General features: G+C 71.5%; 22 protein-coding genes. All 22 read right to left on the reverse strand.

What is annotated here, in order from left to right:
• Positions 1-2: 2 nt before the first annotated feature.
• Positions 3-1,058 carry a stage III sporulation protein AE gene (gene spoIIIAE, locus FWJ67_RS04380; protein ID WP_304174413.1) on the reverse strand — a complete coding sequence of 352 codons (1,056 nt, stop codon included), beginning with the start codon at positions 1,056-1,058 and terminating at the stop codon, positions 3-5.
• A 97-nt stretch (positions 1,059-1,155) separates the two neighbouring features.
• Entirely contained in the window at positions 1,156-1,548 is a 393-nt protein-coding gene (gene spoIIIAD, locus FWJ67_RS04385; protein WP_304174411.1) for a stage III sporulation protein AD, read from the reverse strand.
• Positions 1,549-1,550: 2 nt separating this feature from the next.
• On the reverse strand, positions 1,551-1,748 hold the full coding sequence (gene spoIIIAC, locus FWJ67_RS04390; RefSeq protein ID WP_304174409.1) for a stage III sporulation protein AC: 198 nt from the start codon (positions 1,746-1,748) through the stop codon (positions 1,551-1,553).
• Positions 1,749-1,764: 16 nt separating this feature from the next.
• The gene (locus FWJ67_RS04395; protein ID WP_304174407.1) at positions 1,765-2,283 is read right to left on the reverse strand and encodes a stage III sporulation protein AB; all 519 of its coding nucleotides are present in this window, start codon (positions 2,281-2,283) and stop codon (positions 1,765-1,767) included.
• Positions 2,284-2,324: 41 nt separating this feature from the next.
• Complete coding sequence (locus FWJ67_RS04400) at positions 2,325-3,296, reverse strand: AAA family ATPase (protein ID WP_304174405.1); 972 nt, start codon at positions 3,294-3,296, stop codon at positions 2,325-2,327.
• A 203-nt stretch (positions 3,297-3,499) separates the two neighbouring features.
• The gene (locus tag FWJ67_RS04405; RefSeq protein WP_414482071.1) at positions 3,500-3,913 is read right to left on the reverse strand and encodes a CD1247 N-terminal domain-containing protein; all 414 of its coding nucleotides are present in this window, start codon (positions 3,911-3,913) and stop codon (positions 3,500-3,502) included.
• A 67-nt stretch (positions 3,914-3,980) separates the two neighbouring features.
• Positions 3,981-4,538, reverse strand: a complete 558-nt coding sequence (gene efp / locus FWJ67_RS04410) for an elongation factor P (protein ID WP_414482072.1) — start codon at positions 4,536-4,538, stop codon at positions 3,981-3,983.
• 27 nt (positions 4,539-4,565) lie between these two features.
• Positions 4,566-5,642 (reverse strand): M24 family metallopeptidase, encoded by a 1,077-nt coding sequence (locus FWJ67_RS04415; RefSeq protein WP_304175171.1) that lies wholly within the window; start codon positions 5,640-5,642, stop codon positions 4,566-4,568.
• An 87-nt stretch (positions 5,643-5,729) separates the two neighbouring features.
• Entirely contained in the window at positions 5,730-7,379 is a 1,650-nt protein-coding gene (aroB, locus tag FWJ67_RS04420) for a 3-dehydroquinate synthase (protein WP_414482073.1), read from the reverse strand.
• Complete coding sequence (gene aroC, locus FWJ67_RS04425) at positions 7,379-8,602, reverse strand: chorismate synthase (protein ID WP_304175165.1); 1,224 nt, start codon at positions 8,600-8,602, stop codon at positions 7,379-7,381. Before aroC ends, aroB begins: the two co-directional genes overlap by 1 nt.
• 72 nt (positions 8,603-8,674) lie before the next feature.
• On the reverse strand, positions 8,675-9,208 hold the full coding sequence (locus tag FWJ67_RS04430; protein WP_414482075.1) for a YqeG family HAD IIIA-type phosphatase: 534 nt from the start codon (positions 9,206-9,208) through the stop codon (positions 8,675-8,677).
• A 110-nt stretch (positions 9,209-9,318) separates the two neighbouring features.
• On the reverse strand, positions 9,319-10,017 hold the full coding sequence (gene sigK / locus FWJ67_RS04435) for an RNA polymerase sporulation sigma factor SigK (RefSeq protein WP_304175161.1): 699 nt from the start codon (positions 10,015-10,017) through the stop codon (positions 9,319-9,321).
• Between the two features lie 114 nt (positions 10,018-10,131).
• Entirely contained in the window at positions 10,132-11,250 is a 1,119-nt protein-coding gene (mltG, locus tag FWJ67_RS04440; protein WP_304175159.1) for an endolytic transglycosylase MltG, read from the reverse strand.
• Positions 11,251-11,291: 41 nt separating this feature from the next.
• On the reverse strand, positions 11,292-11,807 hold the full coding sequence (gene ruvX, locus FWJ67_RS04445; protein ID WP_304175156.1) for a Holliday junction resolvase RuvX: 516 nt from the start codon (positions 11,805-11,807) through the stop codon (positions 11,292-11,294).
• A 2-nt stretch (positions 11,808-11,809) separates the two neighbouring features.
• The gene (locus tag FWJ67_RS04450) at positions 11,810-12,103 is read right to left on the reverse strand and encodes an IreB family regulatory phosphoprotein (protein ID WP_304175154.1); all 294 of its coding nucleotides are present in this window, start codon (positions 12,101-12,103) and stop codon (positions 11,810-11,812) included.
• A gap of 18 nt (positions 12,104-12,121) precedes the next feature.
• A complete protein-coding gene (gene alaS / locus FWJ67_RS04455; protein WP_414482076.1) occupies positions 12,122-14,812 on the reverse strand; it encodes an alanine--tRNA ligase in 2,691 nt (896 codons plus the stop codon).
• A 134-nt stretch (positions 14,813-14,946) separates the two neighbouring features.
• Positions 14,947-15,972: an AI-2E family transporter gene (locus FWJ67_RS04460; RefSeq protein WP_304175150.1), complete on the reverse strand. Its 1,026-nt coding sequence runs from the start codon at positions 15,970-15,972 to the stop codon at positions 14,947-14,949.
• Positions 15,973-15,978: 6 nt separating this feature from the next.
• On the reverse strand, positions 15,979-16,215 hold the full coding sequence (locus FWJ67_RS04465; protein WP_304175148.1) for a hypothetical protein: 237 nt from the start codon (positions 16,213-16,215) through the stop codon (positions 15,979-15,981).
• Between the two features lie 89 nt (positions 16,216-16,304).
• Positions 16,305-17,429 carry a tRNA 2-thiouridine(34) synthase MnmA gene (gene mnmA, locus FWJ67_RS04470; RefSeq protein WP_304175146.1) on the reverse strand — a complete coding sequence of 375 codons (1,125 nt, stop codon included), beginning with the start codon at positions 17,427-17,429 and terminating at the stop codon, positions 16,305-16,307.
• Between the two features lie 43 nt (positions 17,430-17,472).
• Positions 17,473-18,621, reverse strand: a complete 1,149-nt coding sequence (locus tag FWJ67_RS04475) for a cysteine desulfurase family protein (protein WP_369686610.1) — start codon at positions 18,619-18,621, stop codon at positions 17,473-17,475.
• A gap of 40 nt (positions 18,622-18,661) precedes the next feature.
• A complete protein-coding gene (locus tag FWJ67_RS04480; RefSeq protein ID WP_304175141.1) occupies positions 18,662-19,117 on the reverse strand; it encodes an RrF2 family transcriptional regulator in 456 nt (151 codons plus the stop codon).
• Positions 19,118-19,226: 109 nt separating this feature from the next.
• Positions 19,227-20,564: a replication-associated recombination protein A gene (locus tag FWJ67_RS04485; RefSeq protein ID WP_414482077.1), complete on the reverse strand. Its 1,338-nt coding sequence runs from the start codon at positions 20,562-20,564 to the stop codon at positions 19,227-19,229.
• Between the last annotated feature and the right edge of the window lie 68 nt (positions 20,565-20,632).

Raw genomic sequence — 20,632 nt, forward strand, 5'->3', positions numbered from 1 at the left:
CCCTACCGGAGCATCACCGCCACGTTGCCCGCGCCCACCAGGGCCGTCACCGAGAGGAAGAACATGATCCCCACCGTCGCCAGGGAGACCATGGCCAGGGCCACACTGGCGCCGATCCCCTCCAGGGCCCCCACCAGCCGGTCGTCGCAGAGGGGCTGCATCAGAGCCGTCACCACCTTGTAGATGGCCAGGATGGCGACGATCTTCAGCACCGGCACCACCACCGCCAGCAAGAGGGCCAGCAACCCGAAGGCGCCCACCGCGCTCTTGACCAGCACCGACCCGCTCACCACCACCTCCACCGCATCGGCCATCATCCGCCCCACCACCGGGACAAAGTTGCCCGTGAAGAACTTGGCCGTCCGCAGGGCCACCCCGTCCACCGCGGGCCCGATCGCCCCCCGGACCGCCACCACCCCGATGAAGACGGTGAAGGCCAGCCCCAGCCCGACGGTCACCAGCTGGCGGGCCAGACCCGCCAACCGGGAGAGCGGGAAGCCTTGGGAGAACTGGGCGACCAGCCCCAGCACCGCCGAGATGATCAAGAGGGGCACGATCCAACGCTCCACGGCGACCGCCACGCCGGCGACGGTGGTCATCAGCAGGGGGTGGAAGAGGCCCGCGGAGGTGACGCCCCCTGCGGCCGCCACCAGGGTGGCCAGGAGGGGCAGCAGGGCGTACATGAGGCCGGTCATCTGCTCCACGCTGGCGTTGACCAGGGCGATCACCTCCCGGAAGCTCTGGAGGCCCAGGTAGGTCAGGGCCAGGAAGACCATGAGGAAGGCCATCTCATCCACCCGGCTCGCCCCGGCGGGGCCCAGCTGCTGCAGGACCGACCCGACCACCACCAGGATGAGGAGCTGGCCCAAGAGGCGGGCGTGAAAGACCACCTCCCGCATCAGGTAGGCGGCCAGCTCCCGGACCAGGCGGCCCCCATCCAGGGCGGGCCCCCCGGCCGCGACCACCTCCCGGAGGTCGAGGCTGGGCAGGAGCCGCCGCACGTCCGCGTCCAGCCCCTGAACCGCCCGCTCCAGCTGGGCCAGATCCAGCTCCTCCATGGGCCAGAACCCGTCCAGCTCCGCCGCCCCCTGCCCCCAGGCGTGGGGCGCCCCGGCCACCGCCAGGAGGATGAGGGCCAGCCCCAGCCAGGCGGCCCTAACGGGGCAAGAGCCGGAGGAGCGTCTCCAGCAGCGCGGTGAAGAGGGGAATGGCCAGAACAAGGATCAACACCTTCCCCGCCAGCTCGATCAGGGCCGCAATGGACCCTTCCCCCGCGTCCTTGCTCAGCTGGGCGCCGAAGGTGGCCAGGTAGGCCACCGCCACCGCCCGCAGCACCACGTCCAGGTAGTACCCCGAAAGCTCCGCCCGCCGCCCCAGCTCGCGGAAGAGGTCCACCAGCTGCCCCAAAGGCCCCAGCAGGAGCAGAAAGACCACCAGCACATAGGCCATGGAGAGCTCGAAGGCGATCTCGGGGTACTGCCGCCGGAGGAAGAGCATGACCACCGTCAGGGCCAGGCCCAGGCCCACGATGCGTGCGATCTCCCCCATGGCTACCACCAGCGGAAGACGCTCTCCACATCCTGGAAGAGCTGGGCGATGAGCCGGATGAGCCAGAGCAGCACAATGACCACCCCGGCCAGGCTGAGCATGTGCGCCTGCTCCTGGCGGCCCGCCTGGGAGAGGAAGATATTGAGGATAGTGATGAGGATGCCCAGCCCCGCGATCTGGTAGATGATGCTGATATCCATAGGGCGCTCCCCCGGCTCAGTAGAGGATGAGGACCACCAGCGCGCCGGCGCTGAAGCCCGCGAACCGCCAGAGACGGGCCTCCCTCTCCCAGCGCTCTTGGGCCTTGGCCCGATGCACGCCCAGCTGGTGGCGGGTCCGCTCCAGGAGGCGGGCCTGCTCCGCCCCATCCCAGCTCCCCAAGCGGTCGCCCAGGCGGGTGAGGGCCGCCCGATCCTCGGGGGTCAGGCCCATCCGGCGGCCCAGCTCCTCCACCCCCAGCCGCCACGCCTGGTCGGGAGGGCGGCAGGCGGGAGGCTCCACCTCCTGGGCCACCCGGAGCCAGAAGTGGTCCCAGGGGGCGCCCACCAGGGCGGCCACCTGCCGGCACGCCTCGGGCAGGGGCGTCCGCCCCGACCCGATCTCCCCCTCCAGGAGGAGCAGGCCGTGCTCCAGGCTCTCCAGGAGCCGGACCCGGCGGGCCAGGGCCCAGGCCAGGGTTTGACCGGCCCAGGTGGCGGCGAGGACGGCGAGACCCGCGCCCAGCTCGGCCAACACCGTTGATCTGGCCTCCTGTCTGTCCACCTTCGGGACTATACCTATTCGCCCCGACGGGGGTTATGCGGACAAGGGAGGACGGCGGCGATTTGCCCCGGGCGGGGCCGGCGGGCCAGCAGACAGACCGCGTCAAAGGCCTGCTGGGCCAGGAGGGGCCCCAAGCCGGGCCGGGCGGCCAGCTCCTCCAGGCTGCCGGCATGGGCGGTGGCGAGGACGATCACGCCCGCCTTCCGGGCCTCCAGGACGGCCCTGGCATCCTCGGACGAGCCGATCTCATCGGTGGCCACCACCTGGGGGTCCATGGTGCGGATGAGCTGCATCAGCCCTGCCACCTTGGGCGCGCCGTCCAGGACGTCGGTGCGGGGGCCGAGCCAGTGCCGGGGCACCCCGTGGTGGCAGGCGGCCAGCTCCGAGCGCTCGTCCACCACCCCCACCCGCAGGCCTTCCAGGCCGTGGGCGGCCACCCCTTCGCTGGCCAGACGAATCAGGTCCCGCAAGAGGGTGGTCTTGCCGGAGCCGGGCGGCCCGGCGAGGAGGAGGGAGGGAAAGGGCGGGAGGAGGCGCCGGGCGGCCAGCGCCTCCAAGAGGAAAAGCCCGGCGCCGGGCTGGGCCCGGGCCAGGCGCACGTTGACGGAGCCCACGTGGACCAGGCGGTACCCGCCGTCGTGGGCGATCACCTGGCCGGCCAGCCCCAGCCGGTGGCCGCCGGGCAAGGTGAGGAAACCGTGCTGCAGCTCCTGTTCCAGAGCGTAGAGGGAGCCCTGGGCCGCCCGCTGGAGGAGCTGGTGGGCCAGGTTCCCGTCGGGAACCCAGGCCTGGCTGGCCTCCGGGACCAGCCGGCCTGACGGGGCGAGGAAGCGGCTCACCCCCGGAAAGCAGAGTTCCACGGGCCGGCCCGCCCCCAGACGGATCTGGAGGAGGGGGCCCAGCTCAGGGATCTCATCCTGGGGCAGGCGCCGTTCCAGATCGGGCGGCAGGAGGGCCCGGAGGGACGGGGGCAGGAGCGGAGCCACGGCCATCCTCCTTACGGTGAGGCCTGAAGAAGGCGCACCTCGAAGGGGCGCCCGCGGACAACCCGCTCCAATCTATGCCCCGGCCGGGCCTCTTCGCGCGCCGGCCCGCACGCGAACAGCCCCTGCCCGGTCTGGCGGCCCGGGGACGACCTGAGCCTGACGGGGCTCCCGGCGCCAGGCGAGGCCGCCCGCCCCACCGGCGCCTAAGAGGGCTGGCCGTTCTCCCCGCCGGTTGAGAGGGTCACCGGCTCGCCGTAGGCGGGCCCCCGGTGGAGCACGTAGCCGCACTCGGGGCAGGTGACCTCGGCGGCGTCATCGTCCAGGAACTCGGCTTCCACCACCAGGGGCGTCTGGCAGTGGGGGCACTCGAGCTCAGCCATCTCCGCCTCATCGTACCCGTAGAGGTCCGCCTCCACCTCAAAGAGGTCGTCGTCCACCGCCTGGAGGTAGCCCGAGAGCTCCTCCAGCTCCCGGCGGACCCCGTCCACCTCGGTGTGGAGCGCCTCCAGCGCCTCCAGCACCGAGGTGAGCACCGCCTGCAGGCCCTCCTGGTCCCCGACCTGCCGGCCCTGGAGCATCCCTTTGGCGTACGCGATTCTCTGCCCGGCCTCCGACATGGATCGCCCTCCCCCCGTGGCGTCGGGGTTAATCTCTGCCGGAGGGGGCCGGGTCATACCAGGGAGCTCACGCCCGGGAGAGGTACTCGCCCGTCCGGGTGTCCACCCGGATCACGTCGCCGATCTCGACGAAGAGGGGCACCTGCAGCTCCAAGCCCGTCTCGGTGGTGGCCGGCTTGGTCCCGCCCGTGGCCGTGTCGCCCTTGAAGCCCGGCTCGGTGTGGGTCACCGTCAGCTCCACGACCGTGGGCAGCTCCACCCCGATGGGCTGGCCCTGGTAGAACTGAACGAGGATGTTCATGTTCTCCTTGAGGAAGCCCGTCGCCGTCCCCAACTGCTCGCTGGTAAGGGTGATCTGGTCGTAGCTTTCGGTATCCATGAAGACGTATTCGTTCCCGGTGCTGTAGAGGTACTGCATCTCCCGGGTCTCGACGATGGCCCGGTTCACCTTCTCCCCAGCCCGGAAGGTCCGCTCGAAGACCTGGCCCGTCTTCACGTTCTTCAGCTTGGTCCGCACGAAGGCGGCACCCTTGCCCGGCTTGACGTGGAGGAACTCGACGACGCTGTAAACCTCGCCGTCCACTTCAATGGTCAGCCCTGTGCGCAGATCGTTGACGGAGATCAAGCCGATTCTCCTTTCCCGCCCCTGAACTTACCCGATTTCCAGGAGCTCTTTCGACGACTGGGTGAGGATGCGGCACCCGTCCTCAGTCACCTGGACCAGGTCCTCGATGCGGACGCCGCCCCATCCCGGCAGGTAGACCCCCGGCTCCACCGAATGGACCATGCCCGCCTCCAGGGGCTGGGAGGGAGCGGTCCGGTTGAGGCGGGGCGGATCCTCATGGACCTCCAGCCCCACGCCGTGCCCCAACCCGTGGCCGAACTGGTCGCCGTAGCCGGCCGCCTCGATGACCGCCCGGGCCGCCTGGTCGACGGCCACCTGATCGGCCCCGGCCTTCACCGCCTGCAGGGCCGCCTCTTGCGCCCGGAGGACCAGCTCGTAGATCTCCCGGGCCCGGCCGTCGGCCTTGCCGATGACGACGGTCCGGGTGATGTCCGAGCAGTACCCGTCCACGATGCACCCGAAGTCGAGGACGACCAGCTGGCCCGCCTGCAGGACCGCATCGGTGGGCCGGGCATGGGGAAGGGCCCCCCGGGGACCGGCGGCCACAATCGGGTCGAAACTCACCCCGTCCGCTCCCTGCCGGCGCATGAAGAACTCCAGCTCCAGGGCCACCTCCCGCTCGGTGATGCCCGGCCGGAGCACCTGGAGGATCCGCTCGAAGGCGGCATCGGCCAGCCGGCACGCTTCCTGGATCCGGGCCAGCTCCTCGGGCTCCTTCACCGCCCGCAGGCGCTCCACCACGGGCCCGACGGGCTTCCAAGCCACCCCTTCAGCGGCCGCCTGCAAGGCCTCCAGCTGCTGGTAGGTGACGTGGGCCTTCTCAAAGCCCACCTCCCGCAGGTTGAGCTCGGCCAAGACCTGCTTCAAGGTCTCGCCGAACCGGTCGAAGCGGCGCACCTCGAAGGCGGGCGCCTGCTCCTTGGCCTGCTCCACGTAGCGGAAGTCCACCAGCAGGAGCTGCCGGTCGGCGGTGATGAGCACGTACCCGGCCGTGCCCCAGAAGCCGGTTAGGTACCGGCGGTTGTAGGGCGAGCCGACCAGCAAGGCGGGGACCCCTTCCTGGGCCAGGATCGCCCGGAGCCGTTGGAGCCTTCCTTCTGTCATAACCCTAGCCTCCTCCGATCCGAGGCCCCACGGGCCTCGCCGCCCGTAACCGTTCGCTGCCGGCCCGCCTGGCACCTTCTGGCAGGCTCACGCCCCCAACTGGGCCTGGCGGTCCAGGGCCTCGGCCAGCAGCGGCGGTGCCACCTCCACCCCCACCCGGGGCGCGCCGGGCGCCTCCAGGAGGACGAACCGGGCCTGACCCCGCCGGGCCTTCTTGTCCCGCCCCAGGGCCTGGAGGAGGGCCGGGCGGAGGCTGAGGTCGTGGAGCTCGGGGGCGTCCACGGGGAGGTCCAACCGCCGCAGGAGGCGGACCACCCGCCGGGTCCACTGGGGATCCAGGCCCATCACCCGCTCCGAGAGGAGGAGCGCGGTCACCAAGCCGATGGCCACCGCCTCCCCGTGGAGGTACCGCCCGTACCCGGTCACCTGCTCCAGGGCGTGTCCCACGGTGTGGCCCAGGTTAAGGATGGCCCGGAGGCCCGCCTCCCGGGGATCCCGGCTGACGGTGGCCGCCTTCAGCCGGATGGCGGTGGCGATGAAGGGCTCCCAGGCGCTCAAGCCCCCCTCCACCTGTTCCTCCAGCTCCCCCACGGGCTCGGGGCCGGCCAGGAGGAGGGCCTTCACCACCTCGGCCATGCCGGCGGCCAGCTCCCGGCGGGGGAGGGTCGGCAGGAGGGCCGGATCGGCCAGGACCAGGCTCGGGTGGTGGAAGGCGCCCACCAGGTTCTTCCCCTGGGGCAGGTTGACCCCCACCTTTCCCCCGACCGCCGCATCCACCTGGGCCAGCAGGGTGGTGGGCATGGCCACCCAGCGGACGCCCCGCAAGAAGGTGGCCGCTCCGAAGCCGGCGGTGTCGCCCACGACGCCCCCGCCGAAGGCGATCACCGTCCCCCGGCGGTCCAGCCCCGCCTCCAGGGCCGCCTCCCAGATGGCGGCCACCGCCGCCGGCTCCTTGGCCGCCTCCCCGTCACCCATCCAGTGCCAGCGAATGGTCCACCCTGTGGCGGCCAGGGCCTGATCGAGCCGGGATTGGTAGGCCCGGAGGGGGGCCTGGCTCACCACCAGGGCGGGGCCCTCCAAGCCCGCCTCCACCAAGCACTCCCCCGCCTCGTCCAGTAAGGTGGGCCGGAGGTGGACGCCGTATCCCGGCCCATGGGGGTCGGGCCGGACCACCGCCTGGGGCCGGCGGGACCACCAGGCGGCCAGCTCCCGGGCGATGGCCTCCACGGAGCGCTGGTCCACCGCAATCCGGTGGTCGGCCAGGGCGTAGGCGGGCCGGCGCTCTTCGTAGAGCCGGGCCAGCCCCGCCTCACCCAACCCCTCCACCAGGGGCCGCCCCGGGTGGCCGGCGATCCGCTGCCAGGCCTGCCCGAAGGGGAGGTCGAGCCAGACGGCCACGTCGGCCGGTCCCAGAAGCTGGCGGGCCTGGGGCTGGGTCCAGGCGCCGCCCCCCAGGGCGATCACCTGGCCCCCCCGGGCCAGCACCTCCGCCAGGGTCTCCATCTCCCAGCGGCGGAAGGCGGCCTCCCCTTCCTGGCGGAAGAGCTCGGGGATGGAGCGCCCGCTCCGCTGGACGATGGCCTCGTCCAGGTCGACGAAGGGCAGGCCCAGCTCCCGGGCGACCGCCCGTCCCACCGAGCTCTTCCCCGCCCCACTGAAACCCACCAGAAGCAGGTTGGCCGGCCGGAGGGCCAGCTGGCCCGGGGCGGCCAGCTGGGCCGGATCCAGGGCGCTCATCAGTACCCCTCCAAACGGGACCGGTAGGCGGCGAAGGCCGCCTCCATCTCCTGGACCGTGTCGCCGCCGAACTTCTCCACCCAGGCGACGGCCAGCTCCCAGGCGACCACCGCCTCCCCCACCACCGCGGCCGCGGGGAGCGCGCAGGTATCGCTCCGCTCGATGGCCGCCTCCACCGGTCCCTTCTCCTCCACATCCACCGACGGAAGGGGCCGGTAGAGGGTGGGGAGCGGCTTCATGGCCGCCCGGACCACCAGGGGCGCGCCGTTGGTCACGCCGCCTTCCATCCCCCCCGCCCGGTTGGTCGCCCGGTAGTACCCCCCGGCGGGGAAGTGTCCCGGCACGGGCGGAGGCTGGGGCCCTTCGGCCCCATCCCTGTAGTAGATGGGGTCGTGGACCCGGGAGCCAGGCAGGGCCGCGGACGCCCAACCATCGCCCACCTCCACCCCCTTGATGGCGGGGATGCTCATCAGGGCCCCGGCCAGCCGGCTGTCCAGGCGCCGGTCCCACTGGGCATAGCTTCCCAGACCCGGGGGGACCCCCTCCACCCGCACCTCAAAGAGCCCCCCGGCCGTCTCCCCCGCCGCCTTCAGCTCGTCGATCCGGGCCACCATCCGCTGGCTCGCCTCGGGATCGGCGCAGCGGACGGGGGAGCTCTCGGCCGCCTCCGCCAGCTCCGCCACCGACCGCTGGGCCAGCAGGTTCCGGTCGGCCTCCACACCCCCCAGCATGATCACATGGCCCACCAGGCGCAGGCCAAAGGCCTCCACCAGCAGCCGGGCCAAGGCTCCGGCGGCCACCCGCGCGGCCGTCTCCCGGGCGCTGGCCCGCTCCAGCACGTTCCGCAGGTCCCGGTGGCCGTACTTCATCCCCCCGGCCAGGTCCGCGTGGCCGGGGCGGGGCCGGGTGACCCGGCGGGGCACCTCCCGGCCTTCAGGCAGGGGATCGGGACCCATCACCTCGGCCCAGTTGGCAAAGTCGCGATTGGGGATCTCCAGCGCAATGGGGGTCCCCAAGGTGACCCCGTGGCGGATCCCCGAGAGGATCCGCACCCGATCCTGCTCGATCTTCTGGCGGCGCCCCCGGCCGTAGCCCTGCTGGCGGCGGAAGAGCTGGCGGTCAATGGCCTCCCGGTCCACCCGGAGGCCGGCAGGCATCCCGTCCACCACCACCACCAGGCTGGGCCCGTGGGACTCACCGGCCGTCAGGTAACGGAGCGGCACAGCCTCGCCCCCTTCCAAAGGGTGGTAGCCCCATTCCACGACCGCCCGCCCCCTTCCTTCGGGACGGGCGGTTCAGGAGGTGCGGAGCTGCCACGCGTCCCGGTCGATCCGGCCCTGCCAGAGGAGGAGCCGCATCACCAGCCGCTCCAACAGCCGCACCAAACGGGTGTGGGGGAGCTCCCGGCGGCTCACCGGGTTGACCAAGACGGTGACGAACCCTGACCGGCGGCCACCCAAGACATCGGTGAAGAGCTGGTCGCCCAGGATGGCCGTCTCGTGGGGCTGGGTGCCCAGGAGGCGGGCCGCCTCCCGGAAGCCCCGCCGGCGAGGCTTGCTGTAGCTTTCGATCCAGGGAATGCCCAGGCGTTGGGCCGTCAGCCGGACCCGGCGGGGCCGGCCGTTGGAGAGGATGCAGAGCCTCATCCCCGCCTCTTGGGCCCGGCGGAGCCAGTCCAGGACCGCCTCGGCCGGGTCGGTGCGGCCGTAGGCCACCAGGGTGTTGTCCAAGTCCAAGACCAGCCCGCGCACGCCCCGGCGCCGGAGCCGCTCCAGGTCGACGGCCGTCAGGCTGGGGTAGATCTCGTCGGGTGTGAGCAGATGGAGCACGGAGGCCCTCCTTCCCGTGCCCCAGTATAGCATGGCCTGTCCAGCGGGCGGATCCCCCGAGGGGGCGGTCGCCGCCCTGGCGGCGACCGGCGGGGCGCGGGCCCAGGGCGTTAGGTCCCTTGGGCCAGCTGGCGCTGGAGCTTGCCCAGGGCCCGCTTCTCGATGCGGGAGACGTAGGAGCGGGAGATGCCCAAACGGCGGGAGATCTCCCGTTGGGTATGGCGCAGGCCGTCCCTCAGCCCGTAGCGGAGCTCCAGCACCCGCCGTTCCCGGCTGGACAGGATCCCCAGCTTCTGGCGGAGCTGCTGGCTCTCCACCTGGGTCTCCACCCGTTCGGCCACCTCCGAACCGTCGCTCCCCAAAACGTCCATGAGGCTGATCTCGTTCCCTTCCTTGTCGGTGCCGATGGGGTCGAAGAGCATCACTTCGCCCCGGAGCTTCCGGGTGGCCCGCAGGTGCATGAGGATCTCGTTCTCGATGCACCGGGCGGCGTAGGTGGCCAGGCGGGTGTTCTTGGAGGGATCGTAGGTCTGGACGGCCTTGATCAGCCCGATGGTCCCGATGGAGATCAGGTCCTCGCTCTCTTCCCCGGTGTTCTCAAACTTCTTCACCAGGTGGGCCACCAGCCGCAGGTTGTGCTCGATCAGCCGGTTGCGGGCTTCCTCGCTGCCGGCACGCATCTCCTGGAGCAGCCGCTGCTCCTCCTCGGGCGACAGCGGCAAGGGGAAGGTGTGGTGGCCCGTCACGTACCCTGTCAGGGTCCCCAGACCGCCAAAGAACAAGGAGAGGATGGTGCTGACCGGTTCCATCCGCAGGTTCCCTCCACCTTGGCGCGCCGGCCCATCCCTGGCAGGCCGGACCGCTGAGCGTCTGACTCTACCCTATGAGGTGGAGGAAAGGGGGGTGCCTGGCCGCCGGGCCCGTCAGTACCCCAGCCGCTGGCGGGCCCGGACGTGCTGGTTGAAGGTCCGGCTGAAGACGTGGCCCCCCCGCCCGTCGGCCACAAAGTAGAGGTAGTCCACGTTGGCCGGCTGGAGGACCGCCTCCAGGGAGGCCCGGCCCGGGCTGGCAATGGGCCCCGGCGGCAGCCCCCGGTACCGGTAGGTGTTGTAGGGGGAGTCGATCCGGAGGTCCGCGTAGGTGAGGCGGACCCGGGGCTGCTCCATCACGTACTTGACGGTGGGGTCGGCCTGGAGGGGCATGTTCCGGGCCAGGCGGTTGAGGAAGACCGCGGCGATGAGCGGGCGCTCCTCGTCCAGAACCGCCTCCTTCTCCACGATGGAGGCCAAGGTGACCACCTGGTGGACGGTCATCCCCATGGCCTGGGCCCGCTGGGCCAGCTGCATCTCCTCGGCCACCTGGAGGAAGCGGTCCACCATGGTCCGGATGGCCAGGGCCTCGTCGCCCACGGCCAGCTGGTAGGTGTCGGGGAAGAGGTACCCTTCCAGGGACGGGGTGGGCCGGCTGCCCACCAAGGCAGTCAAGGGCGAGTTGGCGCCGTAGACCAGCCGCTCATCGGAGGCCAGCTCGATGAAGCGCTGGGCGCTGCCGATGCCCTCCACCTCCAGCCGGGCCCCGATCTCCCGGAGGTTGAACCCTTCTGGAATGAAGGCCCGGCGGGTGGCCACCCGCCCGGCGGCCAGCTGATCCAGCACCGCGGGGAGGGGCATGGCCGGATCGAGGAGGTAGTAGCCGGCCTTGAGGGAGTCGTCGATCCCCTCCACCCGGCTCAAGAGCTCGAAGAGCCGGCTGCTCCGGATGATGCCCTGCTCTTCCAGGAGGCGGCTGATCTCCCGGGAGGAGGCCCCTTCCGGAATCTGGACCAAGACGGCCGAGCTCTGGCTGGCCATGGGCATGGTGAGGCTGTGCACGATGAAGAGGGCCAGGGCGCCCAGGAGGCAGGCCCCCCAAAAGAGAAAGACCACCGCCCGGCCCACGCGGGCAGCGACGCTCCCCAGGTCGGTTCCCCGCACGCCTGCCAGCGGCCACGCCCCCCCTTGGTCGTGGCGCCCCACCGCTGTTCCAGCCCACCGCATCGGCATGAGCACGATCCCCCTGTCGGTGCGTTGCCCCTCGCCGAACATTAGAGGATGCTATTCGGGTCTCCCGGCGCCAAATCCTCTTGACGCCCCCCGTCCATGCCCGCCGGAGGGGCCGCCCCGGCCCTGCGCCGGGCCCGCTGGGCCTCAAGAAACCCCTGCAGGATCAAGACGGCCGCCGCTTGGTCCACCAGCTCCCGGCGCCGCTCCCGGCGCAAGCCCCCCTCCAGGAGGGCCTGTTCCGCTTGCCGGGTGGTCAAGCGCTCATCCCAGAAGACCAAGGGCAGGCCGAGGCTCGCCTCCAGGCGGGCGGCCAGCTTCTGGACCCGGGAGGCCTCGGGGCCCAGGCTCCCGTCGGTCCGGCGGGGCAGGCCGACCACCACCCCCACCACCCGGTGGCGGCGGGCCACCTCCCCCACCCGAGCCAGCCACCCTCCCGCCTGCCGGTCGATCACCCCCGCGCCCGAGGCGACCACCTGCAGGGGGTCACTCACGGCCAGGCCCACCCAGCGGCGCCCCACGTCCAGCCCCAAGAGGGGGCCCTCGGCCGGAACGGTCACCTTCAGGCCTCCTGATCCGACGACTCGAAGCGCTTCAGGTACTGCTCCACGATCTCCTCCAGGAGTTCATCCCGCTCCAGGGCGCGGATCTGCTTGCGCGCTTCCCGGTAGGTGGTGATGTAGGCCGGGTCCCCCGAGAGCAGGTAGCCCACCAGCTGTCCGGTGGGGTCGTAGCCCTTCTCCTTGAGCGCGGTGTAGACCAGGCGGAGGACATCTTCGGTCCGGGGCTGGCCCTCCAGGTCCACCCGGAACCGCATGGTCTCCCCGCTCATCTCCTCGTGCTCCCGCCGGGCCATGGACACCCCCCCTGCCGCCTACGGCTCCCCGGGGGTCGGACCATCCCCTGCCAGGCCGGCCGCGGCCCCCAGCTGAGCCTTCAGTGTCTCCTTGCCGACGGCCAGGGCCTGCTCCAGGCGCTCGGGCTGCCGGCCACCCGCCTCGGCCATGTCAGGCCGGCCGCCCCCGCCGCCGCCCACCTCCTTGGCGGCTGCCTGGACCACCCGCCCGGCGTGGAAGCCCTTGGCCACCAGGTCGGGGGTGGCCATGGCCACCAGCTGCACCCGGCCGTCCCGCTCGGTGCCCAGGAGGACCGCCGCGGAGCGGAGCCGTTCCCGCACCCGGTCGCCCATGGCCCGGAGCTGCTCCTTCCCCAGGCCGGGCAGGGACGCGACCACCACCGCCGCCCCGTTGACCCGCTCCGCCCGCTCCAGGAGCTGGTCGGCCAGGGAGGTGGCCTGCTGGTCCAGCATCTTCTGGAGTTTCCCTTGGAGCTCTTCCACCTGCGCGGCCAGCCGCTCCACCTGCTGGGGGACCTGATCGCGGGTGGTCCCCAGGAGGCGGGCCAGGCGGTCCCACCCCTCGTCCAACTCGGTCACCAGCTTGAGGGTCCCGTGCCCGGTGAGGGCCGTGATTCGGCGGACGCCCGCGGCCACGCTCCCCTCCTGGATGATCTTGAAGGGGCCCACCTGGGCCGAGGAGTGGACGTGGGTGCCGCCGCAGAGCTCCTTGGAGTACTCGCCGATGGCGACCACCCGCACCCGCTCGCCGTACTTCTCATCGAAGAGGGCGATGGCCCCCGCGGCGATGGCCTCCTCGTAGGCCATCTCCGTCGTGGTGACGGGCAGCGCCTGGAGGATCCGATGGTTCACCTCTTCCTCCAGCTCCCGCAGCTGGCCCCGATCCAGGCCCTGGAAGTGGGTGAAGTCAAAGCGGAGGTACTCGGGGTGGACCAGGGAGCCCGCCTGGTGCGCGTGCTGGCCCAAGGCGTCCCGCAGGGCTTGGTGGAGCAGGTGGGTGGCCGTGTGGTTCCGGGCCGTGTCCCAGCGGTGGTGGGCATCGACGGTGGCCAGAACCACCTCGTCCCGCCGGATCCGCCCCGAGCGGACCCGGCCCCGGTGGACCACCACGCCGGCGACGGGCCGCTGGACATCCTCCACCTCCACCTGGCCCCCAGGGCCCGTAAGGGTCCCCCGGTCCGGTACCTGGCCGCCGCTTTCCGCATAGAAGGGCGTCCGGTCCAGGACGATCTCCACCTGATCGCCCGCCCGGGCCTCGACCACGGGCTGGCCGTCGACCAAGAGCGCGAGGACCTGGGCCTCCTCCTCCAGGCGTTCATAGCCGGTGAAGCGGGTGGGGGGCACCTCCCGGGCCAGCTCCGCGTACCGCTCCACCCCCGGCTTGCCCATGTAGCCGGTGGCCTCCCGGGCGGCCCGGGCCCGGCTCCGCTGGAGCTCCATCTGCTGCTGGAAGCCGGCCTCGTCCACCTCCACCCCCCGGGCGGCGGCCAGCTCCTTGGTCAGCTCCACCGGGAAGCCGTAGGTGTCATAGAGCCGGAAGACCTGCTCGCCGTCCAAAACCTTGGTCCCCTGCGCCTCCACCCGGTTGAGGGCCTCCTCCAGGAGCTGGACCCCTTGGTCCAGGGTCTCCCCGAAGCGGCGCTCCTCCCAATCGATCACCTGCCGGATGTGCTCCTGCTGGGCAAGCAGCTCGGGGTAGCCCGCCTTCATCTGCTCCACCACCCGGCCGACCAAGGCGCCGAGGAAGGGCTCCTCCAGCCCCAAGAGCCGGCCGTGGAGGGCGGCCCGCCGGAGGAGCCGCCGGAGAACGTAGCCCCTTCCCTCGTTGCTGGGCAAGACCCCGTCGTAGACCAGGAAGACAATCCCCCGCAGGTGATCGGTGATCACCCGCAAGGAGACATCCTTTTCCGGATCCGCACCGTACCGGGTGCCGGCCAGCCGGGCCACCTCGTCCAGGATGGGCCGGACCAGATCCACCTCAAAGATGGAGCCCACACCCTGGAGAATGCTGGCCGCCCGCTCCAGGCCCATGCCTGTGTCGATCCCCTTCTGCTCCAAAGGCGTCAGCTGGCCCGCTTCATCCTGGTAGAACTGGATGAAGACCAGGTTCCAGATCTCCATGAAGCGCTCGCAGTCGCAGCCCGGGCGGCAGTCATCCCGCCCGCAGCCGAACTGGGGCCCCCGGTCGTAGTGGATCTCCGAGCAGGGCCCGCAGGGCCCCACCCCAATCTCCCAAAAGTTGTCCTCCTTGCCCAGGCGGACGATCCGTTCCCGGGGCAGGCCGATCTGCTCATGCCAAATCTGGAAGGCCTCGTCGTCGTCCAGGTAGATGGTGGCCCACAGCCGCTCCCGGGGCAGCTCCATCCGCTCGGTGACGAACTCCCACGCCCAGCGGATGGCCTCCTCCTTAAAGTAGTCGCCGAAGGAGAAGTTCCCCAGCATCTCAAAGAAGGTGGCGTGCCGGTCGGTGGAGCCCACGTTCTCGATGTCGCCGGTCCGGAGGCACCGCTGGTAGGTGGTCACCCGGCGGACGTCGGGCGTCTCCGTCCCCATGAAGTAGGGCTTGAACTGGACCATGCCCGCCGACGTGAGGAGGATGGTGGGGTCGTTCTTGGGCACCAGGGAGCTCCCCGGCTTGTGGGCATGGCCTTTGGACACGAAGAAGTCGATGAACGCTTGCCGTAGCTCGTCCGCGGTCCACCGGACCATGGGGCAACCTCCTTGCAGCCGCTCCGGGTACAGACAATGAAACCGCCGTGGCCTCCTCCCGTCGTGGCGTCCGGGCAGGCGCCGGATGGCGGTCGACTGAGGGTCAAAGATCATCCCTATGGTACCTTCTGACTTCAAAGGCTGTCAACCGCCAGCCGGAGACCGCTCAGAGAGCGGCCGATCTCCCAGACGACGGCCCCCACCGGCACCGCCAGGAAAAGCCCGGCCACCCCGGCCACCTGACCCCCGCCCAAGACCAAGAGCATGACGGCCAGGGGGTGGAGGCCCATGGTCCGGCCCAGGAGCCAGGGGGAGATGAGGCTCGCCTCCAGCTGGTGGATGGCCAGCATCCCCACCAGGGCCCACCCGGCCGTGGCCGGCCCTTCCTCCAAGGCCAGGAGCACCCCGGGGATCCCCCCGAGGAGGGGCCCGAAGTAGGGGATCACCTCGAAGATGCCGGCCACCAGGCCGGCGAAGAGGGCGAAGGGCACGTGGAGGAGGCGGAGGAGGAGGCCGGTGAGGCTCCCCACCACCACCGCCACCAAGAGCTGCCCCCGCACGAAGGAGCCCAGGAGGTGCCCCAGCCGGTCCAACAGGCGGCTCACCTCCCGGTGGGGCCCGGGCGGCAAGGGGTCCAGGACGGCCGCCCGGAACCGGGGCCCGTCTCGGAGCAGGTAGTAGGCAATGATGGGGCTCAGGGCCAGCTGGAGCGCGTGGCTCACCAGCCCCAGGAGCCACTCGTCCAAGCGGGTGGCGATCCGGACCACCCAGGCCCGGAGAGCCTCACCGACGCTGGCCGCGACCGCCGGCCAGGGCGGCCCGAAGCGCTCCAGCCGGGCGAGAAACCAGTCGATCTGCTCGGTGGCCGCCTGGCCCAAAGGCGAGATCCGCCCCAGAAACCGGTCCACCTCGTCCATCACCGTGGGCAAGACGGTGGCGAAGAGGGCCAAGCCGACCGCGCCCGCGGCGGCGAAGCCCAGGAGGATGGCCACCTGCCGGGGGACCGCCCGGCCCTCCAGGTACGCCACGAGGGGCTGGAGCAAGGCGGCCAAGAGGACCGCGACGCCGAAGGCGAGGAAGAGCCCCCGGAAGGCCCAAACAAAAAGCAGGCCTGCCAGGAGGATGCCGCCCAGCAGGCCCCAGCGCGGGCGCCCTCCCACCGAGCTTCAGCCGACCAGCTGCCGAAGCTGGGCGAGCCCCGCCCGCCCCGCGTCCACCGCTTTGGCCCAGCCCGAGGCCGCGCTCGCCGTGGCCCGGCCCACCCCCGACCGCCGGCGGACCCGGGCCCAGAGCCGCCCGGCCCGCCGGGACCGGGGCGGTTCTTGAGGCCGGGTCAGGTAGAGGGTGGCGGCCACGCCCAGGAGCATGCCCGCCATCATCCCCCGCATCGCACGCGAGAACACGTCGGTCCCCCCTTGCCAGCCACCGTCGGCACCGGGGCTGCCTCCCTAGTATGGAGCAAGGACGGACCCGCCACGCCCCCGCCGGCCGCCTAGACCTCGGAGGTTGCTGGCACCGGAGGGGTCTCGTGGCTGGCGGGCAGGGGCCGGGCGATCACCCCGCCGCCCAAGACCCGATCCTCCTGGTAGAAGACGATGGCCTGGCCCGGGGTGATGGCCCGCTGGGGTTCCCGGAAGCGGACCCTCGCCCGGTCGGCCGTCAGGGGCTCGATCAGGACCGGCGCCTCCGGCGCCCGGTAGCGGATCTTGGCCTGGGCCTCCACCGGCCCCTCCAGCCCTGGCACCGCCACCCAGTTGAGGGCCTCCACCTCCAAGGCGTGCCCGTACAGCTCCTCCCGAGTCCCCACCACCAGCCGGTTCCGGGCCGCGTCCACCTCCAGCACGTAAAGCGGCTCGCCCGCGGCGATCCCCAGGCCCTTCCGCTGGCCGACGGTGTACCGGATGGCCCCCTGGTGGGTCCCCAGCCGCTCCCCCTTCCGGTTGACGATGGGGCCCGGCCGGGCCGCTCCCGGCGCCCGCCGCTCCAAGAAGCCCTTCAGGTCCCGGTCGGGGATGAAGCAGATGTCCTGACTCTCCCCCTTGCTTGCCACGGGCAGCCCCCGCTCCCGGGCCATCGCCCGGACCTCCTCCTTGGTGTAGCCGCCCAGAGGGAAGAGAACGTGGGCCAGCTGCACCTGGGTCAGGCCGTAGAGCGCGTAGGTCTGATCCTTCGCCCCGTCAACCGCCTTCTTCAGGAGGTACCGGCCCCGCTGGGGGTCGTAGGCCACCTGCGCGTAGTGGCCGGTGGCCACGTACTGGGCGTCCAGCTCCCGGGCCTTCTCCAGCAGGGCGCCGAACTTCACCCGGTCATTGCACCAGATGCACGGGTTGGGGGTGCGGCCCCGGAGGTACTCCCGGGTGAAGGGGTCGATCACTTCCCGGGTGAAGAGGTCTTGGAAGTTGAGGACGTAGTAGGGTATGCCCAGGATTCTGGCCACCCGGCGGGCATCCTCCACGGCCGAGAGGGAGCAGCACCCCCCGTCATGGTGGATGGGCAGGTCTTTGGGCCAGAGCTGCATGGTCACCCCGATCACTTCGTATCCCTGCTCCAGAAGGAGCGCGGCGGCCACCGAGCTGTCCACGCCACCGCTCATGGCCGCCAACACCCGTGCGCCCATGGCTCCACCTTCTCTCCCAAGTCTGTCCCCCCAGCGCGCCCCCTCAGGCGAGGGACGCCCCGTGGACCTTCCGGAGCTGCGCCACCGTCCGGGGCAGGATCTCCAGCACCCGGGCCACCTCGGCCTCGGTGGTGGCCGTTCCCAGGCTCAGCCGGAGGCCGCTCCGGGCCAGCTCCACCGGCAACCCGCAGGCCAAGAGCACGGGGGAGGGCTCGAGGGAGCCCGACGTGCAGGCGGACCCGCTGGAGGCGGCCACCCCTTCCAGATCCAGCCGCATGAGGAGGGATTCGCCGTCGATGCCGCCTTCAAAGACGAAGCTGGCCAGCCCCGGCAGGCGCTGGGACGGGTGGCCCGTGAGGCGGGCGCCGGGGACCGCCTCCAACACCCCGGCAATGAGCCGGTCCCGGAGGACCTCCAGCCGGGAGGCCACTTGGGCCCGCTCCTGGACCGCCAGCTCCAAGGCCCGGGCGAGCCCCACCACGCCCGCCACGTTCTCCGTCCCCGCCCGGCGGCTCCGCTCCTGGCCCCCGCCGTGGATCAGCCGGGCCAGCTCCACCCCCTGGCGCACGTAGAGCACCCCGGCCCCTTTGGGTCCGCCGAACTTGTGGGCCGACAGGGTAAGGAGGTCGCACCCCAAGGCCCGCACATCCACGGGGAGCTGCCCCGCCGCCTGGACCGCGTCGGTGTGGAAGAAGGCGCCCGCGGCGTGGGCCAGGCGGGCCAGCTCGGCCACGGGCTGGAGGGTCCCCACCTCGTTGTTGGCCATCTGGATGGACACCAGGAGGGTCTCGTCGTCCAGGACCTGGGCCAGGGCTTCGGGCGCCACCCGGCCCGTCTCGTCCACGGGCAGCTCCGTCACCCGGAACCCCTGCTGGGCCAGGAACCGGGCCGTCTCCAGGACGGACGGGTGCTCCACCCGGGAGACCACCAGGTGGCGGCCCCGGTGGCGGTAGGCCCAAGCGATCCCCACCAGCGCGGTGGTGTTGGCCTCGGAGCCTCCGGAGGTGAAGAGGATTTCGCCCGGCTTGCAACCCAAGAGCCCGGCCACGGTGGCCCGGGCCCCGTCCAGGGCGTGCCGGGCCGCTTGCCCCTCGGCATGAAAACTGGAGGCGTTGCCGTACACCTGGGTGAGGTACGGCAGCATCGCCTCCAGAACCTCGTGCCGGAGGGGGGTCGTGGCGGCGTGGTCCATGTAGATCCGCACCGCACCCGCCCCTTTCAGGCCTGGCGGCCTAGATGGAGTAGACGTACCCCCCTGCCCGGGCCTGCAAGCGTTTGGTCTCCCGGACCAGGTCGGCCAGGCTGGTCTCGTCCAAGACCTCATTCATCTTGGCGGCCAGGCGCTGCCAGAGCACCTGGACGGCGCACCGGGTCACCTGGCTGCACGCGTCCAGGGAAGTGGGGTTGTGGACGCACTCCATGGGCGCCACCGGCCCCTCCAGCGCCCGGACGATGTCACCCACCGGCGTCTTCTCGGGAGGCTGGGCCAGCTCGTACCCGCCCTGGGCGCCCCGCACGCTCTGCACCAGCCCGGCCTTGCGCAAGATGGCCATCAACTGCTCCAGATACGGCTCAGAAATACCCTGCCGCCGGGCAATCACCTTCAAAGGAATGGGGCCCTCGCCGTACTCCATGGCCAGCTCCAGCATGGCCCGCACACCGTATTCGCCCTTGGTGGAAATCTTCATGGGCTCGCCTCCTCGCTCCAGCGCGGCCAGTTGGTCGGCCCGGCGCCCCGGATAATTCCATGTAAACAGGTCGGAATCGCCCACAGTATACCCCTTGCCCGGGGAGGTGTCAACGAAGGCGGCGAGCCCCCTGCTCGGGCCTCTGCTGCCGCCACGCCTCCAGGCGCCGGGCCAGCTCCCGCTCATACCCCTGGTCCGACGGCTCGTAGTAGCGCCGGCCGGCCAAGGCGCTGGGGAGGTACTCCTGGGGCACGTAGTGCCCGGGATAGTCATGGGGGTAGAGGTATCCCTCGCCGTGACCCAACCGCTTGGCCCCGGGATAGTGGGCGTCCCGCAGGTGGGGCGGCACGGGTAGGGCGCCATGCTCTTTCACATCCTGCCGCGCGGCGGCCAGGGCCCGGTAGGTGGCGTTGCTCTTGGGGGCGGTGGCGATGTAGAGGACCGCTTGGGCCAGGTTGAGGGCCGCTTCGGGGAGGCCCACCACCTCCACCGCCTGCGCGGCGGCCACCGCCACCACCAGCGCCTGGGGGTCGGCGTTCCCTACATCTTCCGAGGCGTGGATGACGATCCGGCGGGCGATGGCCCGGGGATCCTCCCCCGCCTCCAGCATGCGGGCCAGGTAGTGGAGGGCCGCATCGGGATCAGAGCCCCGCATGCTCTTGATGAAGGCGGAGAAGACATCATAGTGCTGGTCGCCTTCCCGGTCATAGCGCAGGGGCGGGGCCTGAAGGGCCGCCTCCACATCGGCCAACTCGATCTGGGTCCGGCCCGCCGCCTCGGCCACCCAGGCCGCGGTCTCAAGGCTGTTCAGCGCCCGGCGGGCGTCACCCCCGGCCGCCCGGAGGAGCCGCTCCCGCGCCCGGTCCTCCAGGGTGAACCGGCCGGCCAGGCCTTTCTCGGACTGGAGGGCCCGCTCGATGACCTGATCGATGTGAGCCGGCTCCAGGGGCTCCAGCCGGAAGAGGCGGCAGCGGGAGAGGAGCGCGCTGTTCACCTGGAAGAAGGGGTTCTCGGTGGTCGCCCCCACCAGGATGATGGTGCCGTCCTCCACCGAGGGCAAGAGGGCATCCTGCTGGGCTTTGTTGAACCGGTGGATCTCGTCGATGAAGACAACGGTCCGCTGGCCGTGGAACCGCCACCGCTCCGCGGCGGCCTCGATCACCCGCCGGAGGTCGGCCACGCCGGAGGTGACCGCGTTCACCTGCTCGAAGTGGGCCCGGCCGTGCCGGGCGATGAGGTGGGCCAGGGTGGTCTTCCCCGTGCCCGGGGGCCCGTAGAAGATCATGGAGCCCAGCCGGCCCCCTTCCAGGGCCAGGCGGAGGGGCCGGCCCGGGCCCACCAGGTCCTCCTGCCCCACCAGCTCGTCCAAGCTTTCGGGCCGCATCCGCGCGGCCAAGGGCGCCTGGCGCGCCCGCTCCTCCCGGGAGGCGATCTCAAAGAGATCCACCGTGACCCCCTCCCCCGGCATACAAAAAGGCCGCGAGGCGAGCCGCTGGCTTGCCTCACGGTCCAAAG

Origin of the sequence: Limnochorda sp., from assembly GCF_047459355.1 — a bacterium.
GTDB lineage: Bacteria > Bacillota > Limnochordia > Limnochordales > Limnochordaceae > Limnochorda.